The organism is Streptomyces sp. LZ34, assembly GCF_053890475.1.
In genome coordinates this window covers 784,392-802,858 of the sequence record NZ_CM132680.1, presented here as the reverse complement: position 1 = coordinate 802,858, position 18,467 = coordinate 784,392, and the positions used below count along the sequence as shown (strand labels likewise).

The 18,467-nt window shown below is 73.9% G+C and carries 3 protein-coding genes and 1 pseudogene; 2 read left to right on the top strand and 2 right to left on the bottom strand.

Annotation, left to right across the window (positions count from 1 at the left end):
* Positions 1-13: 13 nt before the first annotated feature.
* Positions 14-613 (bottom strand): hypothetical protein, encoded by a 600-nt coding sequence (locus ACWY4P_RS02540; RefSeq protein WP_456208439.1) that lies wholly within the window; start codon positions 611-613, stop codon positions 14-16.
* Positions 614-769: 156 nt separating this feature from the next.
* Between ACWY4P_RS02540 and ACWY4P_RS02535 the strand changes: the two genes are divergently transcribed.
* Complete coding sequence (locus tag ACWY4P_RS02535; protein WP_456208438.1) at positions 770-1,582, top strand: SDR family oxidoreductase; 813 nt, start codon at positions 770-772, stop codon at positions 1,580-1,582.
* Between the two features lie 19 nt (positions 1,583-1,601).
* Here ACWY4P_RS02535 and ACWY4P_RS02530 read toward each other — a convergent pair.
* Positions 1,602-2,438, bottom strand: a pseudogene (locus tag ACWY4P_RS02530) (SDR family NAD(P)-dependent oxidoreductase); the annotation flags it as partial.
* A 222-nt stretch (positions 2,439-2,660) separates the two neighbouring features.
* On the opposite strand from ACWY4P_RS02530, the gene ACWY4P_RS02525 reads away from it, so the two are divergent.
* A complete protein-coding gene (locus ACWY4P_RS02525; RefSeq protein WP_456208437.1) occupies positions 2,661-18,416 on the top strand; it encodes a type I polyketide synthase in 15,756 nt (5,251 codons plus the stop codon).
* Positions 18,417-18,467: the final 51 nt, after the last annotated feature.

The window sequence follows — 18,467 nt, the reverse complement described above, 5'->3', positions numbered from 1 at the left end:
CGGTTTATTCGGTTTATTCGGTCGGAAGGTGCTGGCACAGCCACGGGGTGTCGGTGTTCATCCGCAGCGCCGCGGCCTCGGCGGCCTCGGCCGCCGCTTCGGTGCCGCCGTCCGCGGCCGCTCGGGCCGCCTCGGCGGCGTGGGCCGCCGCCTTGGCCACGGCCTCTGCCTCGGCAGCCGCCCGGCGGCTGTGTTCCGCGATCGCGTTCGCGATCTCGGCGGCCTTCGTGGCGGCCTCGGCCTGGTCCCGAGCGGCCGCTTCCGCGGCGGGGCCGGCCTGGGCACCGGCCACGGCCGCCGCGGCCGCAGCCTCGGCCGAGCGGGCGGCGGCCGCCGTGGCGGCCTCGGCCGATGTCGCCCGCCCGGCTTCTCCGGCCGCGGCCCTGGCGGTCCGGGCCGCGCCTTCCGCGGCCGAGGCGGCGGTCGACAGGGCCCCCGCAGCCTCGGCCACGGCGGTGCTCACCGCGGCGCCGGCCGCCGTCGCCTGGGCCACTTCGGCGGCGGCCGCGCGAGTGGCGGAGGCGATGGCCTCCGCCCGCCTGGCGGCGCTCAGCGCACGCCGCACGGGGATGTCCGGATCCTGTTCCGCCGTCGTCCGACTGACACTGGTCATCCAGAACTCATTTCCTGGTGGATTGCTTTCCCGATGGATGGCAAAGGCCCGGCAGGGTAGCCCGCGTGGCTCGGTTTCCGGTGGAGTTCTCTTCGCTGGAATTCCGGGGTCTTCAGGGGGTTCCGTGCCGTGTGCGCTGTTGCGATGGTCATCGCCATGACCCAAACAGCTGGGAAAACCGCACTGGTGACCGGGGCGTCGCGGGGCATCGGCGCGGCCATCGCCCGAAGGCTCGCCGCCGACGGTGTGCTGGTGGCCGTGCATTACGGGCGGCGGAAAGCGGACGCCGAGGAAACGGTCGCGTCGATCGAGCGGGCCGGGGGGCAGGCATTCGCCATCCGGGCGGACTTCGCTGCCGACGGCGCCCTCGACACGCTCTTCAGTGGACTCGAGGCCGGGCTCGCCGGCCGGCCGCTGAACATCCTGGTGAACAACGCCGCCGTCTACGCCGACCCGGACGACCAGGCCGCCACGCAGTCGGACGGCTATGTGGCGGGCATTTCCGAGGTCACCCCGGAGGAGTTCGATCGCATCTTCACCGTCAATGTACGGGCCGCGTTTTTCGTCACCCAACGGTCCCTGCCGCTCCTCGGCGACGGCGGACGGGTCATCAACATCTCCTCCGTCGTCACCAGGATCGCCTGGCCGCTGCTCCCCTACGCCATGAGCAAGGGCGCCCTTGAGATCATGGCGCCCAGGCTGGCCAATGAGCTGGGACACCGAGGGATCACCGTCAATACCATCGCGCCAGGCATCACCGACGACACCGAAACCAACAGCTGGCTGCACCACGTGCCCGGGGCGGTCGAGGGCGTGGCCGCCATGACCGCACTCCGCCGGCTCGGCCGGCCGTCCGACATCGCCGACGTCGTCGCCCTCCTCGCCTCGGACGAGGCCCGCTGGGTCACCGGACAGCTGGTCGACGCCTCCGGCGGTATCGCCCTCGCCCCCGCGCCACCGGGCCTGTAGCGGCCATCGCCAACCATCGTCAGGGGGGCGGATCGAGCCGGGCCACGGCACGGCGCAGGGGCGGCGCGAACCTGCTCATCAGACGTACGAGACGCGCATCCGGCGTCACGGTCGCCACGGGCGTGTTGCGGGCGACCGCGCGCAACACCGCCGTGGCGACCTTCTCCGGCGGACAGCCGCGCCGGCCGAGCGTCCGCACAGCCCGCTCCCGCAGCTGCGCCTGCTCTTGTTCCGACACCCCCGCGAAGTGCATCGCCGCGGTGAAGGAGGTGTTCACAAAGCCCGGGCACACCGCGCTCACCCCCACCCCGAACTCCGCGAGTTCCGCCCGCAGACACTCGCTGAGCATCACCACGGCGGCCTTGCTCGTCGCGTACGCAGGGACCGCCCGCGTGGGTTGGAAGGCGGCGGCCGACGCGATCGTCACGATGTGCCCGCCCTGCCCGCGGTCAGCCATCTGCCGACCGAAGAGCCGACAGCCGTGAATGACCCCCCACAGGTTCACATTCAGGGTGCGCCGCCAGTCCGCGACGGAGGTGTCGAGGAACCGGCCGGACATGCCGATGCCGGCGCTGTTCACCAGGATGTCCACGGGCCCGTGCTCGTCGAGGACGCGTTCGGCGAGCCGCTCCATGGCGGCCGCGTCGGCGACGTCGACGGGCTCCGCCCACGCGTCGGCGGCGCCCAGCGCCTTGGCCAGGTCCGCGCCGGCCGACGCGGCGCGGGCGTTCCGGTCCGCACAGATCACCCGCGCCCCCGCCGTGGCGAAGGCGCCCGCCGTCGCCCGTCCGATTCCGCTGCCGGCGCCGGTGACCAGCACCAGTCGGCCGCGAAAGCGCCGGGCGTACCGGGACGATTCCATGGCTACCGCCTCTCGGGAGAGTCCAGAAGCGCTCAGGAAGAGCGAAGAGCGGAGAACAGACTGCACTCCTTATGGCGAACGACCGCGCGCCATCGGCGCATTCTGGGGTGCTTAGGGGGTGCAGCGAACGATAACGAATTCCCTAAGATCGCTTGGCGCCCTGGCGGCCCTGAGGAAATCACTCACGGCTTGAGGAATGTCGAGGAGATGCCGTAAATGGCCAATGAGGAAAAGCTTCGGGACTACCTCAAGCGGGCGACCGCCGAACTTGTCCAGGTGCGCCGCCGCCTGGCAGAGTTCGAGTCGGGTGAGCAGGAGCCGATCGCCGTGGTGGGGCTGGCCTGCCGTTTTCCCGGCGGTGTGCGGTCACCGGCCGAATTCTGGGAGTTGTTGACCTCCGGCGGCGATGCCATTTCGGGATTTCCGGTGGACCGGGGTTGGAATGTCGAGGCGCTCTACGACCCGAATCCGGACCGGGGGCGGACCGGCACCTCGTACACCCGCCACGGCGGCTTTCTGCACGACGCGGCGGACTTCGACGCGGGGTTCTTCGGCATCAGCCCGCGCGAGGCGCTGGCGATGGACCCGCAGCAGCGGCTGCTGCTGGAGACCTCCTGGGAGGCGCTGGAGGTCGCCGGTATCGACCCGGCCACGCTGCGCGGGAGCCGCACCGGTGTCTTCGCCGGGATGATGTACCACGACTACGCCACGCGCCTGCTCGACCTCCCCGACGGCCTCGAAGGGCTTGTCGGCAACGGCAACGCCGGCGGGGTGCTGTCGGGTCGGCTGGCGTACACGTTTGGTTTCGAGGGTCCTGCGGTGACGGTGGATACGGCGTGTTCGTCGTCGTTGGTGGCGTTGCATCTGGCGTGTCAGTCGTTGCGGTCGGGGGAGTGTTCGTTGGCGTTGGCGGGTGGGGTGACGGTGATGTCGACGCCGGGGGTGTTTGTGGAGTTCTCCCGTCAGCGTGGTCTCGCGGCGGACGGGCGGTGCAAGCCGTACGCCGCCGCGGCGGACGGCGTCGGCATGTCCGAGGGCGTGGCCGTCCTGCTGGTGGAGCGATTGAGTGATGCGGTGCGCGCGGGGCATCGGGTGTTGGCGGTGGTGCGGGGTAGTGCGGTGAATCAGGACGGGGCGAGTAATGGGTTGACGGCGCCGAATGGTCCGTCGCAGCAGCGGGTGATCCGGCAGGCGTTGGCGGGTGCGGGGTTGGTGGGGGCGGATGTGGATGTGGTGGAGGGGCACGGGACGGGGACGCGGCTGGGGGATCCGATCGAGGCGCAGGCGATCCTTGCCACGTATGGCCAGGATCGGCCGGAGGACCGGCCGTTGTGGCTGGGGTCGGTGAAGTCGAACATCGGGCATACGCAGGCGGCGGCGGGGGTCGCCGGCGTGATCAAGATGGTGCTGGCGCTTGACCATGGGATGTTGCCGCGGAGTCTGCACGCGGAGGAGCCGTCGCCGCATGTGGACTGGTCCTCGGGCGAGGTGCGGCTGGTGAGCGAGTCGGTGCCATGGCCGCGGACCGGGCGTTTGCGGCGGGCGGGTGTCTCGTCGTTCGGGGTCAGTGGCACCAACGCGCACATCGTCCTCGAGCAGGCCCCGGACGAGGCGGTGGCGGAGAGCGAGCCCGCACGCGAGTCGCCGGTAGTGCCGTGGGTGGTCTCGGCGCGTTCGGCGGGCGCGCTGCGGGGGCAGGCGCAGCGGTTGCGGGAGTTCGTCGCGGACCACGAGAGGCTCACGGATGTCGCCCGCGCGCTGGTCACCGAGCGGGCGGTGTTCGAGCGCCGCGCCGTGATCGTGGCCGAGGACCGCGAAGAGCTGGTACACGGCCTGGACGCGCTGTCGGCTGGGGCGCCCGCGCCCCAGCTGGTGGAGAGCCTGACGGAACGAGACGACACCGATGAGCCCATGGTGGCGATGCTGTTCACGGGCCAGGGAACGCAGCGCGTCGGCATGGGACGTGAGTTGTACGCGGCGTTTCCCGCGTTCGCCGCCGCCTTCGATGTCGTATGCGCGGAGCTCACGACGGCGGGCGGCCCCGACGTACGGAAGCTGCTCCTCGCCGACGACGCGTCCGCACCCGAGGGGTGCGGGCGCACCGAGTTCGCGCAGCCCGCGCTGTTCGCGTTGGAAGTCGCGCTGTACCGGCTGGTGGAGACCTCGGGGATCAGGCCCCGGTTTCTGCTCGGACACTCGGTGGGAGAGCTGGTGGCCGCCCATGTGGCCGGTGTGCTCTCGCTGCCGGACGCGGCGCGGCTGGTCGTGGCCCGAGGCAGGCTGATGCAGGCGCTCCCCGCGGGCGGGGCCATGGTGGCGGTGGAGATGCCGGAACGGGAGGCGCGGCAGTTGCTGGCTGAGGCGGAAACCGGTACTACCGGGACCGCCCGGGTGGGCCTGGCCGCGGTCAACGGCCCTCGGTCGCTGGTGCTGTCCGGGGACGAGGACGCCGTGTTGGAGCTGGCCGGGCGGTGCGCGGAGCGCGGCCACCGCACGCGGCGGCTGAGGGTGAGCCACGCCTTCCACTCGCCGCGCATGGACGAGATGCTGGAGGCGTTCCGCCAGGAAGCGGAGCGCGTGACGTACCACCCAGCGCGCATCCCGGTCGTGTCGAACGTGACCGGCGCCCCGCTGCCCGCCGAGGAGTTCGCCACGCCGGAGTACTGGGTGCGGCACGCCCGTGCGGCGGTGCGTTTCGGCGACGGGGTGGCGTGGCTGCGGGACCAGGGGGTACGTGCCTTTCTGGAGCTCGGCCCGGACGGAACCCTGTGCGGCCTGGTCCAGGACGCCTTCGCCGCCGAAGAGCCCGGAGCCGACACCGAAGACGCCGTCCTGGCCCCGGCCCTGCGCCCCGAGCGCGGTGAGAGCCAGACCTTTCTCGCCGCCCTCGCGCGGCTGTTCGTCTCCGGGGTGGAGGTGGACTGGCCACGGGCGATGGGGTGGGCGGCCGGCGTGCGCGGCGGCGTGGAGCTGCCGACCTACGCCTTCGAACGGAAGCGTTACTGGCTGGAGGCGGCCGGGCCCGGCAGGCCCGGGGCGGGCGGTGGCGAGGGACCGCTGTGGGAGGCCGTGGAGCGGGGCGATGTCCCGCGCGTGGGTGCGCTGCTGGGGGTGGACGAGGGGGCCGGCCTCGGAACACTGGTGCCCGCGCTGGGGGCTTGGTGGCGGGGGTGCCGCGACCGTGGCGTGCTGGACGGGTGGCGCTATCGGGAGGTGTGGCGGCCGGCCCACGACGGCGGCCCGGGGGCGCCGACCGGGCGTTGGCTGGTGGTCGCCGCCGACGGAGCGGACGGATCGCCCGTCGTCGAGGAGTTGGAGCGGTCCGGGGCGCGGGCGGCGCTCCACGCCGCCGAGCGGGGCGTGGCGCGTGAGGCGCTGGCGGAGCGGCTGCGGGCCGAGTGGGGGCCCGAGCCCGAGGTGGAGGGTGTGGTGTTGCTGTTGACGGGCGGTGGCGGCCGGGGCGCGGGGGCGCTGCTCCTGGTATGGCTCCAGGCCCTGGGCGATCTGGAGGTGGCGGCTCGGCTGTGGTGTGTGACCCGCGGAGCCGTGTCGGTGGGCGACGGGGACGAGGTGGTGTCGCCCGGGCTGGGCCAGGTGTGGGGGCTGGGACGGGTGGCCGCTCTCGAGGCTCCCGAGGTGTGGGGCGGACTGGTCGACGTTCCGGAGCCGCTGGACGCGCGCGCGGCGCGGAGCCTGGTACGGGCGGTGGCGGGGCCCGAGCGGGAGTGCGCGGTGCGGGCGTCCGGGGTGTTCGTACGCCGGTTGGAGCGGGCCCCGCTGGCCGGGGCGGAGCCGGGACGGGAGTGGCGGCCCCACGGCACGGTACTGATCACCGGCGGTACGGGCGGGCTGGGCGCGCACGTGGCTCGGTGGCTGGCCGGCCACGGCCCCGTGCGTCTGCTGCTGCTGAGCCGGCGCGGCGAGGCCGCCGAAGGCGCCGCCGGGCTCCGGGACGAGCTGGCCGGGCTGGGGGCGCGGGTGACCGTGGCGGCGTGCGATGTGGCCGACCGCGCCGCGCTGGCGCGGGTCCTGGCCGGGGTGCCGGAGGAGGCTCCGCTGACGGCGGTGGTGCACGCGGCGGGCGCGCTGGACGACGCCGTCCTGGCGACGCTGACCCCGGAGCGGCTGGAGGCGGCGCGGCAGGCCAAGGCGGTCGGGGCGTGGCAGCTGCACGAGCTGACGCGCGGTGCCGACCTGGCGGCCTTCGTTGTGTTCTCCTCGGCGGCGGCCACGTTCGGCTCGGCGGGGCAGGGCGCCTATGCCGCGGCGAACGCCGAGGTGGACGCGCTGATCCGGCACCGGCGCGGCCTCGGGCTGCCGGGGCTCGCGGTGGCGTGGGGCGCCTGGGCGGGTGGCGGGATGGCGGACGCCGCCGCGGACGCCGGGCGGTTGCGCCGCCACGGCATGGCGGCCATGGAACCCCGGCTGGCGCTGACAGCGCTCGGGCAGGCGCTGGAGCACGACGAGACCTCCTTGACCATCGCGGACATCGACTGGCGGACCTTCGTCGACAACGCCTCCGCCACCGGACTCGACCCCCTGCTCAGCGGCATCCCCGAAGCCCGGGCGGCTTGGGAGGCCGCGGGCCGCGGCACCACCGAGGCCGCCGGAACGCTCCGGGCGCGGCTGGCCGGACGGGCGGCGGACGAGCAGCGGCGCATGGTGGTCGAGTTGGTCCGTACGCACGCGGCCACCGTGCTCGGCCACGTCGGCCCGGCGGCCGTGCCGCCGGAGCGCGCCTTCCGCGAGCTGGGTTTCGACTCGCTGACCGCCGTGGAGCTGCGCAACCGGCTCAACGCCGCCACCGGCCTGAGGCTGCCCGCCACCGCGGTGTTCGACTACCCCCACCCGGCCGCGCTCGCCCACCACGCATGGGATCAGCTGTTCGGCGCCCCCGGAACGGCCGGTGGGCCGTCCTCCGCCGACCTGCGGCCCGTGGCGACGGACGAGCCGATCGCCGTGGTGGGCATGGCGTGTCGCTTCCCCGGCGGTGTCCGCTCCGCGGAGGAGTTCTGGGAGCTGCTCGCCGAGGGCAGGGATACGATCGCGGGCTTCCCGATGGACCGGGGCTGGGACGCGGTGCTGCGCGACCTCGATCCGGAGCGCCCCGGCACCTCGTACGCGCGAGCGGGCGGTTTCCTGTACGACGCGGCGGACTTCGACGCGGGGTTCTTCGGCATCAGCCCGCGCGAGGCCCTGGCCATGGACCCGCAGCAGCGGCTGCTGCTGGAGACCTCCTGGGAGACCTTCGAAAAGGCCGGCCTCAACCCCGCCGACCTGCGGGGCAGCCGCACCGGCGCCTTCGTGGGCATGGCCCAGCAGGATTACGCGAACCTGCTGCGCCACGCCGGCGAGGACCTTGAGGGCTATGCGATGACCGGCGTTTCGGGCAGCGCGTTGTCCGGTCGGCTGGCGTACACGTTTGGTTTCGAGGGTCCTGCGGTGACGGTGGATACGGCGTGTTCGTCGTCGTTGGTGGCGTTGCATCTGGCGTGTCAGTCGTTGCGGTCGGGGGAGTGTTCGTTGGCGTTGGCGGGTGGGGTGACGGTGATGTCGACGCCGGGGGTGTTTGTGGAGTTCTCCCGTCAGCGTGGTCTCGCGGCGGACGGGCGGTGCAAGCCGTACGCCGCCGCGGCGGACGGCGTCGGCTGGTCCGAAGGCGTGGGGATGCTGTTGGTGGAGCGATTGAGTGATGCGGTGCGCGCGGGGCATCGGGTGTTGGCGGTGGTGCGGGGTAGTGCGGTGAATCAGGACGGGGCGAGTAATGGGCTGACGGCGCCGAATGGTCCGTCGCAGCAGCGGGTGATCCGTCAGGCGTTGGCGGGTGCGGGGCTGGTGGGGGCGGATGTGGATGTGGTGGAGGGGCACGGCACGGGGACGACGCTGGGTGATCCGATCGAGGCGCAGGCGATCCTTGCCACGTATGGCCAGGATCGGCCGGAGGACCGCCCGTTGTGGCTGGGATCGGTGAAGTCGAACATCGGGCATACGCAGGCGGCGGCCGGGGTCGCCGGCGTGATCAAGATGGTGCTGGCGCTTCAGCACGACCTGTTGCCACCGAGCCTGCACGCGAACACCCCCACGCCTCACGTCGACTGGTCGGCAGGGCGAGTGCGGCTGGTGAGCGAGTCGGTGTCGTGGCCGCGGAACGGGCGTTTGCGGCGGGCGGGTGTCTCGTCGTTCGGGGTCAGTGGCACCAACGCGCACATCGTTCTCGAGCAGGCCCCGGACGAGGTGGCGGCGGAGAGCGAGCCCGTACACGTGTCGCCGGTGGTGCCGTGGGTGGTCTCGGCGCGTTCGGCGGGCGCGCTGCGGGGGCAGGCGCAGCGGTTGCGGGAGTACGTCGCGGACCACGAGAGGCTCGGGGATGTGGCCCGCGCGCTGGTCACCGAGCGGGCGGTGTTCGAACACCGCGCGGTGATCGTGGCCGAGGACCGCGAAGAGCTGGTACGCGGCCTGCACGCGCTGGCCACCGGCGCGCCGGCTGCCGGACTGGTCGAGGGACCGCCCGGCCCGTCCGCCGATGGCAGGGTCGCGATGCTGTTCGGCGGCCAGGGCACCCAATGGGAGGGCATGGCCGCCGAACTCCTGGACACCGCGCCCGTATTCGCCGACCAGATGACGGCGTGCGCGGAAGCCCTCGCGCCGTACGTGGACTGGTCCCTGAGCGACGTGGTTCGGGGCGAGCCGGACGCCCCGCCGCTGGACCGGGTGGATGTGGTCCAGCCGGTGCTCTTCGCGGTCATGGTGTCGCTGGCGGCGCTGTGGCGGTCGTACGGTGTGCGGCCCGACGCGGTGGCCGGTCACTCCCAGGGCGAGATCGCCGCGGCGTATGTCGCCGGCGCGCTGTCGCTTGAGGACGCCACACGGATCGCCGCGCTGCGCAGCCAGGCGCTGTCCGCGCTGGCCGGGCGGGGCGCGATGCTCTCGGTCGGCATGCCCGCCCCGGAGCTCGAGCCGCGCCTCGCGCCATGGGGCGGGCGGCTGTGCGTCGCGGCCGTCAACGGCGCGGGCTCCGCCGTGGTCTCCGGGACCCCCGAGGCCGTGGACGCGCTGCTGGCGGAGCTGGCCGCGGACGGGGTGCGGGCGCGCAGGCTCAAAGTCGACTGGGCCTCGCACTCCCCGCAGGTCGAGGCCATCCACGAGCGCCTGCTCACCCTGCTCGCTCCGATCCGCCCCCGCACCGGCGACATCCCCCTCTACTCCACCGTCACCGGCGAGCGCATGGACGGCAGCGGGCTCGACGCCGAGTACTGGTACCGCAATCTGCGGCAGGTGGTGCGCTTCGAGGACGCCACCCGCGCGCTCGTCGCGGACGGCCACACGGTCTTCATCGAGTCCGGCCCGCACCCGGCCGTCTCGGTCGGTGTGCAGGAGACCCTTGACGCGCTGGGTGCCACGGACGCCCTGGTGCTGGGCACGCTGCGGCGTGGCGAAGGAGGGCTGAGCCGCTTCCTGACGTCCGTGGCGCGGCTCTTCGTCTCCGGCGGCGCGGTGGACTGGTCCCCGGCCGTGGGGCCGGCAGCCGGCCGGCGGGGCAGCGTCGACCTGCCCACGTACGCCTTCGAAAGGGACCGGTTCTGGCTGGAGCCCGCGCCCGGAGGGGCGGAGGGCGGTGGCGCGGCCTCAGGCGCCGACGAGCCGTTGTGGGCGGCGGTACGGCGGGGCGATGTCGCGGGCGTGGGGCGGCTGCTGGGGGTGGGCGAGGGGGCGTCGCTGGAGGTGTTGGTGCCCGCCTTGGAGACGTGGCGGCAGGGGTGCCGCGATCGCGAGACGGTGGACGGATTGCGCTACCGGGAGGTGTGGCGACCGACCGGGGGCGGAGGCGCGAGGGCGCTTACGGGACGTTGGCTGGTGGTGGCCCCGGACGGAGCGCGGCAGGCCGTCGTGGAGGGGCTGGGGCGGGCCGGTGCTCGCGTGGTCCGCGTACACCCGGAGCCGGGACCGGACGCCCATGTGGCGCTGGCCCAACGGTTGCGGGCCGAGTCGGAGCTCGAGCCCGCGGTGAAGGGGCTGGTGCTGATCGCGGATGACGAGGCGTCGGAGTCGCTGCTGCCGGCTCTGGCGCGGGCCCTGGGCGAACTGGACGAGCCGGGCGAACTGGGCGCGGGGGCTCGGCTGTGGTGTGTGACCAGCGGCGCGGCGTCGTTCGGCGGCGACGACGAGCCGGGACGCCGGGCGCCGGCCCGAGCGTGGGACGCGGCCCGGAGGGTGGCTCTCGAGGCTCCGCAGCTGTGGGGCGGGCTGGTCGATGTGCCGGGCGCGCCGGATCGCAGGGCCGTCGAGGGGCTCATCGGGGTCCTCCACGGCGACGAGCGCGAGTGCGCGGTGCGTACGTCGGGGGTGTTCGTACGCCGGTTGGTGCGGGCTCCGTTGGCCGAGGCGGTCGCGGAGCGGGCGTGGCAGCCCGGAGGAACCGTACTGATCAGCGGCGGTGCGGACGGGCCGGGCGCGCACACGGCCCGGTGGCTGGCCGCCCGCGGCGCCGAACACCTCCTGCTCCTCGACGAGGACGGCGACGGGTTCGGGATCGTGGAGGAACTCTGCGAAGCAGGGCTCCGGGTGACGACGGCGGCGTGCGACCCGGCCGATCGTCAAACGCTGGCGGAACTGCTGACCGGCATCCCGGAGGCGTATCCCCTGCGTGCCGTTGTGCATATGGCGCAGGGGGACGACGGCATCGCGGGGGCATGGAATCTGCACGAGCTGACGTGCCACACCGGCCTTTCGGCGTTCGTGGTCTTCTCGTCGGCCGCGCCACTCCTCGGGGCCTCGGGAGACGGCGCCTGCGCCGAGGCGGCGGCGCTGGTGCGCCACCGTCGCGACCTGGGACTGCCCGGCCTGTCCATGACATGGGGCCCCTGGGCTGGCGACGGTGGCGCCGAGGCGCCGCGGCGGCGGAGCGGCCGTGGCGTGACGGCCATGGCCCCACGGCTCGCCCTGGAAGCGCTGGGTCAGGCGCTGGACCACGGTGAGACCTGCCTGACCGTCGCCGACATCGACTGGCGGCACCTGGCGGAGACCGCGACTGAGGACGGGCTCGACCCCCTGATCAGCGAGATCCCCGAGGCACATGAGGCCTGGCAGCTCGCCCGAGGCGACGGCGGTCGCGAGCCCGTCGGCGCGCTGCGCGCGCGGCTGGCCGGACTGGCCGCGGACGAGCAGTTGCGGGCGCTTGTCGAGTTGGTCCGTACGCACGCGGCGGCCGTGCTCGGGCACGACGGGCCGATGGCCGTGCCGCCGGAGCGCGCCTTCCGCGAGCTGGGTTTCGACTCGCTGACCGCCGTGGAGCTGCGCAACCGGCTGAACATCGCCACCGGTCTGCCCCTGCCCGCCACAGTCGTCTTCGACCATCCCAACCCGGCCGCGCTGGCCCACGGTGTGCGGGAGCTGCTGTTCGGCGGCGGGACGGCCACCGGCTCGCTCGCGCCGGTGGCCCGCGAGGCGGTGGGGACGGACGAGCCGATCGCCGTGGTGGGGATGGCGTGCCGCTTGCCCGGCGGTGTCCGCTCCGCGGAGGAGTTCTGGGAGCTGCTGGCCTCGGGCAAGGACGCCATCGCGGAGTTTCCGGCCGACCGGGGCTGGGACATGGAAACGCTCTACGACCCGGATCCGGAGCGCCCCGGTACCTCGTACGCGCGAGCGGGCGGTTTCCTGTACGACGCGGCGGACTTCGACGCCGGGTTCTTCGGCATCAGCCCCCGCGAGGCCCTGGCCATGGACCCGCAGCAACGCCTGTTGCTGGAGACCTCCTGGGAGGCCCTGGAGCGGGCCGGAATCGACCCGAGATCGCTGGGCGGGAGCCGCACCGGCGTGTTCGCCGGGCTCGCACTCCAGGACTACGCCGAGGTGGTGCGGCAGGGCGGGCCGGAGCTGGAAGGGTACGCGCTGACCGGGGTCTCCGGCAGTGTGCTGTCCGGCCGGCTCGCGTACACCTTCGGCTTCGAGGGCCCCGCGGTGACGGTGGACACCGCGTGTTCCTCGTCGCTGGTCGCGTTGCACCTGGCGTGTCAGTCGCTGCGGTCGGGCGAGTGCACGCTGGCGCTGGCGGGCGGGGCGACGGTGATGTCCACACCGGCCGCCTTCCTGGAGTTCTCCCGCCAGCGCGGTCTCGCCGCCGACGGCCGGTGCAAGGCGTACGCGGCCGCCGCCGACGGAGTCGGCTGGTCCGAGGGCGTCGGAGTGCTGCTGCTGGAGCGCCTTTCCGACGCGCGACGCCTCGGTCACCGGGTGCTGGCGGTCGTACGCGGCAGCGCGGTGAACCAGGACGGGGCGAGCAACGGCCTCACCGCGCCCAACGGCCCGGCGCAACAGCGGGTGATCCGCCAGGCCCTCGCCAACGCCGACGTCCCTGCCACCGGGATTGACGCGGTGGAGGGGCACGGCACGGGGACGACGCTGGGGGATCCCATCGAGGCGCAGGCCATCCTGGCCACCTACGGTCAGGCCCGGCCTGCCGACAGCCCGTTGTGGCTGGGTTCGGTGAAGTCGAACATCGGGCATACGCAGGCGGCGGCAGGGGTCGCCGGGGTGATCAAAATGGTACTGGCGCTCCAGCACGACCTGCTGCCACCGAGCTTGTACGCCAACGACCCGTCGCCGCACGTGGACTGGTCCTCAGGCCGGGTACGGCTGCTCAGCGAGCCGGTGCCATGGCCACGGAACGGACACCCCCGGCGCGCGGGGATCTCCTCCTTCGGGGTCAGCGGCACCAACGCCCACGTCATCCTGGAACAGGCCCCCGAGGAGCCCGTGCCGGGGCCCGTATCGGAGTCCGTGTCGGAGCCCGCGCCGACGCCCGGGTCGGAAGACGCGGAAGAGACCCGGGCGGAAGAGACCCGGTGCGGGGACCGGGCGGAAGCCGTACCCACGGTGGTGCCATGGGTGGTGTCGGCGCGCTCCGAGAGGGCGCTGCGGGGGCAGGCACAGCGGCTGCGGGAGCTCGCCGCCGAGGAGGAGAACCTGAGGCCCGTGGAGGTCGCGCGGGCGCTGGCGACGGAGCGGGCGGTGTTCGAGCGCCGCGCCGTCGTCGTGGCCGAGAACCGCGAGGGCTTTGTACGCGGCCTGGACGCGCTCGCCGCCGGCGCGTCCGCACCCGGCCTGGTGGTGGGCTCGCCACGGCCCGGATCCGACACCGGGCTCGCGCTGCTCTTCGCGGGCCAGGGTACCCAGCGCGTCGGCATGGGAAGGGAGTTGGCCGCTGCCTTTCCGGCGTACGCCCACGCCCTGGACACGGTGCTCACCGAGCTGGACGGCCGGCTGGACCGGCCGCTGCGCCCGCTGCTGTTCGCCGCGCCCGGCACGGACGAGGCCGCCCTGCTGGACCGTACCCACTACGCCCAGCCGGCGCTGTTCGCGGTCGAAGTGGCGCTGTTCCGGCTGCTGGAGTCCTTCGGCGTACGCCCCGGCTTCCTGATCGGCCACTCCCTCGGCGAGCTGGCCGCCGCACACGTCGCCGGGGTCCTGACCCTGCCGGACGCCGCGCTGCTGGTGGCCGCGCGCGGTCGGCTGATGCAGCAGCTGCCGCCGGGTGGGGCGATGGTCGCGCTGCGGGCCACCGAGGACGAGGTGGCGGCGGCCCTGGCGGGACGCGAGGCGCTGGTGTCGGTGGCGGCGGTGAACGGGCCCAGGTCGGTGGTGGTCTCGGGGGAGCGGAGCGCGGTCGACGACGTGGCTGCCGGGTTCGCCGCGCAGGGCCGCAGGACCCGGCGGCTGCGGGCCGGCCACGCCTTCCACTCCCCGCTGATGGAGCCGATGCTGGACGCGTTCCGTCAGGTCGCCGCCTCGCTGACGTATGCGGAACCGGCCATCGGCCTGGTGTCGAACCTGACCGGAGAACTCGCTCGTCCCGGCGAGCTGACGGACCCGGAGTACTGGGTGCGGCACGTCCGCCACGCCGTGCGGTTCAACGACGGACTGGCGTGGCTGCGGGCGCAGGGCGTCAACACCTTCCTGGAACTGGGCCCGGACGGCACGCTGTCCGCCCTCGCCCAGGACGACCCGGAAGGCGACCCGGTAGGCCACCCGGGAAGCGCCCCGGCCACAGAGCCTGCCGAAGGGCCCGCCGTGTCGGCACCGGTGCTGCGCCCGGACCGACCCGAGGCCCACACCCTGCTCACCGCCCTCGCCCGGATCCATGTCCACGGGGCGGCCGTCGACTGGCCGGCGGTCATCGGCCCAGGGCCGGCCGGAGCGGTCGGCCGACGCCGGGTCGAGCTGCCGACGTACGCCTTCGACCGGCGCCGCTACTGGCCCAGGACCCATCACCAGGCGGCGGACGTGTCGGCCGCCGGCCTGAGCGCCGCAGACCACCCCCTCCTCGGCTCCGCGGTGGAACTGGCCGGCTCCCAGGAGCTGCTGTTCACCGGACGGCTCTCGCTGCGTACGCACCCCTGGCTGGCCGATCACGCCATCTTCGACACCGTGCTGCTCCCGGGCACCGCGATCCTGGAGCTGGCCCTCCGCGCGGGCGACGAGGCCGGCTACGACAGTGTGGAGGAGCTGGCCCTGCAGGTCCCCCTGGTGCTGCCGGAGCGCGGTTCGGTGGTCCTCCAACTCCTGCTCGGCGCGCCCACCCCGGACGCCCGGCGCCCCTTCACCCTCTCCTCCCGCCTCGACGACGGCCTGCGCCCGGCGGCGGATCAGACCTGGACCTGCCACGCCACCGGGATGCTGACCCGCGGTGGCGACCCGCTCGGCGGACCGGCGGGCCAGGCAGACCACGAGGCGGCGGACCACGAGGCGGCGGAGCACGAGACGGCCGAGGCGTGGCCGCCACCGGACGCCGCACCCGTGGACCTGACCACCTGGTACACCGACCTGGCGGGCGTGGGCCTCGGCTACGGGCCGGCCTTCCAGGGGCTGCGGGCCGCCTGGCGGCGAGGGGACGAGTTCTTCGCCGAGGTCGCGCTGGACGAGGAACACGCGGCGGACGCCGCGCGGTACGCGCTGCACCCGGCGCTGCTCGACGCGGCGCTGCACCCCGTCGCGCTCGGCCTGGACACCACGTCCGGGCCGGGTGCCCGAGAACTCGGCCGGCTGCCGTTCTCCTGGGGCGGGGTGACGGTGGGCGTCGTCGGCGCCTCGGCGCTGCGGGTCCGGCTGACACCCGTGGCGCAGGACACCATCGCGCTGCGGGCCACGGACGGCTCGGGGCGGCTGGTGGCCCAGGCGCGGTCCCTTGCCTTCCGACCGGTCACCGCCGAGCGTGTCCGGGCGGCAGGCACCGCGTACCACGAAGCGCTGTTCCGCCTGGAGTGGACACCCCGGTCCGTCACCCCCACCGTGCCGGTGAGACCGCGCCGATGGGCCCTCATCGGACCCGAGGTACCGGGCCTGACAGGGGCGCTGGACGAGGCCGGCGCGGCATGGCGGACGTATTCCCACCCGGCCGCGCTGGGCGAGACCATCTCCCGGGGCGGCCTGCCCCCGGACATGGTGGTGTTCTCCTGCCGGGCGCAGGACTCCGGCCGGCAGAACCCGCCCGGTGACCACCTCGGCCCGATCCCCCACACCACCGCCTCGACCAGCACCACCGCTGCCGCGCTGCGCCAGGCGACCAACGGCGTGCTGGACCTGCTGCTGAGCTGGCTCGGCGACGAACGCTTCGCGGACTGTCGACTGGCCCTCGTCACGCACGGCGCCGTCGCCGCGACACCGGCTGACGGGGTACCCGACCTGACGTACGCCCCTGTGTGGGGGCTGGTCCGCTCGGCACAGAGCGAGCACCCCGACCGGTTCGTGCTGGCCGACACCGACGGGCGGCCCGACTCCCAGCGGGCCCTGCCCGAGGCCCTGCTGGCCGGCGAACCGCAGTTCGCGCTCCGGGACGGTACGGTCCAGCTGCCCCGCATGGGCCGCGTCGCCGTCACCGCGCCGCCCGCGGACCACGAAGACGCGCGGCCCCCCGCGGACGCCGTCGCCCCACGCGCCTGGGACCCCGACGGCACGGTGCTGATCACCGGCGGCACCGGGGTCCTGGGCCGGCTGGTCGCCCGGCACCTCGTGACCACTCATGGCGTACGTCACCTGCTGCTGGCCGGCCGCCGTGGACCGGACGCGGACGGCGTCCCCGAGCTGCTGGCCGAGCTGACCCGCTTGGGCACCGATGCCACCGTCCGGGCCTGCGACATGGCGGACCGTCACGCGGTCGCCGAGCTGCTGAGCGGCGTTCCCGCCCGGCATCCGCTCCGCGCGGTGATCCACCTGGCGGGCGTGGTCGACGACGGCATTCTGACCTCGCTGTCGGCACAGCGCATGGACGCAGTACTGGGCCCCAAGGCGATCGGCGCGCTGCACCTGCACGACCTGACCCGCGACGCCGGACTCGACGCCTTCCTCGTCTTCTCCTCCGCAGCGGCCAGTTTTGGCAGCCCCGGCCAGGGCAACTACACGGCCGCCAACGCCTTCCTCGACGCGCTGATGCGCCACCGGCGCGCGCTGGGCCTGCCGGGCCAGTCCCTGGCCTGGGGGATGTGGGCCCAGGACGGCGGTATGACCGGGCGACTGGGCGCCACCGACCGCGCCCGTATGGCCCGGGGCGGCCTGGCGCCGCTGACCGACGAACAGGGGCTCGCTCTCCTGGACGCGGCCGGCACGGTCGACGAAGCCGTGCTGCTGGCCACTCCGCTGGACTTCCGGGCCCTGCGCGCACAGGCCGCGGCCGGCGGGCTGCCGGCCATTCTGCGCGGCCTGGTCCGGGCGCCCGCCCGCCGGGCGGCCGCCGTCACCATGGCCACGGACGCCACCGCCACCACGGCCGGCGAGACACCCACAGCACTGCGTGAACGGCTCGCCGGACTGCCCGGCGCCACCGAGCGCACCGGCGCCCTCCTGGAGCTGGTACGTACCCATGCCGCCGCTGTCCTGGGCCACGACGCCGCCGAAACGATCGATGCCGGGGACGAGTTCCGTGAGCTGGGCTTCGACTCCCTCACCGCGGTGGAGCTGCGCAACCGGCTCAGCGCCGTCACCGGCCTGCGCCTCGCCACCACACTGGTCTTCGACCACCCCAGCCCCGGCGCCCTGGCGCGCCACATGTGGGAACAACTGGACCTCGAGGCCGACGACGCCGGGGCACGGCCGACGGCGCGCCACGCGCCCGGCCCGGACCGTCGCGAAGGACCCCCGGAAGCGACCGTTGAGTCCCTCTTCTGGGTCGGACATGACACCGGACGCATCCAGGAAGCCATGCAACTGCTGTCGGCCGCCTCGGTCTTCCGGCCCTCCTTCGGCGTCAACTCGGGCGAGGCCGCACCGAAATTCGTGCGGCTCGCACAAGCCGCGGCGGAGGACGCCACGCCGCGAGGCGAAGCCGCCGAGCCCACCCCGCCTGTGCTGATCTGCCTTCCCACCGTGGCTGCGATCTCCAGCGCGTACCAGTACTCGCGCTTCGCCTCCGCGCTGAGGGGGCTGCGCGACGTCTGGTACGCGCCCGCGCCCGGCTTCCTCACGGGCGAGCCCCTGCCGGCCGATGTCGGCGCCGTGACCCACATGTTCGCCGAAGCCGTCCTGCGCTTCACCGACGGTGCGCCCTTCGCCCTGGCCGGGCATTCCGCGGGCGGCTGGCTCACCTACAGCGTGACCAGCCATCTGGAGGGCCTGGGGGTCCTCCCCGAGGCGGTCGTGGCCATGGACGCCTATCTGCCCGACGAGGGGATCGCACCCGTGGCCTCCGCGCTGACCAGCGAGATCTTCGACCGGGTCACCGAATTCGTCGATGTGGACTACACCCGGCTCACCGCGATGGGCGGCTACTTCCGTATCTTCTCCGGCTGGACACCGCCGCGGCTCGCCGCCCCTGCCCTGTTCCTCCGAGGCCGGGACGGCGAACAGTCGCCGCCGGTCTGGGGGGTGCCGCACACGGTCATGGACGTCGCCGGGGACCACTTCACCATGCTGGAGGAGCACGCGGACGCGACCGCCCGCCACGTCGATCAGTGGCTGCGGGAGATCGCAGGCTGGGGTGGATAGGGGCTTCTTGGGGGTGTTGAAGGCTCCTTATCCTCATTTTCGCCGGTAGCG

Coding starts and splice junctions, on each gene's coding strand:
- ACWY4P_RS02540 (WP_456208439.1), bottom strand. CDS start 613: ATGACCAGTGTCAGTCGGACGACGGCGGAACAGGATCCGGACATCCCC.
- ACWY4P_RS02535 (WP_456208438.1), top strand. CDS start 770: ATGACCCAAACAGCTGGGAAAACCGCACTGGTGACCGGGGCGTCGCGG.
- ACWY4P_RS02525 (WP_456208437.1), top strand. CDS start 2,661: ATGGCCAATGAGGAAAAGCTTCGGGACTACCTCAAGCGGGCGACCGCC.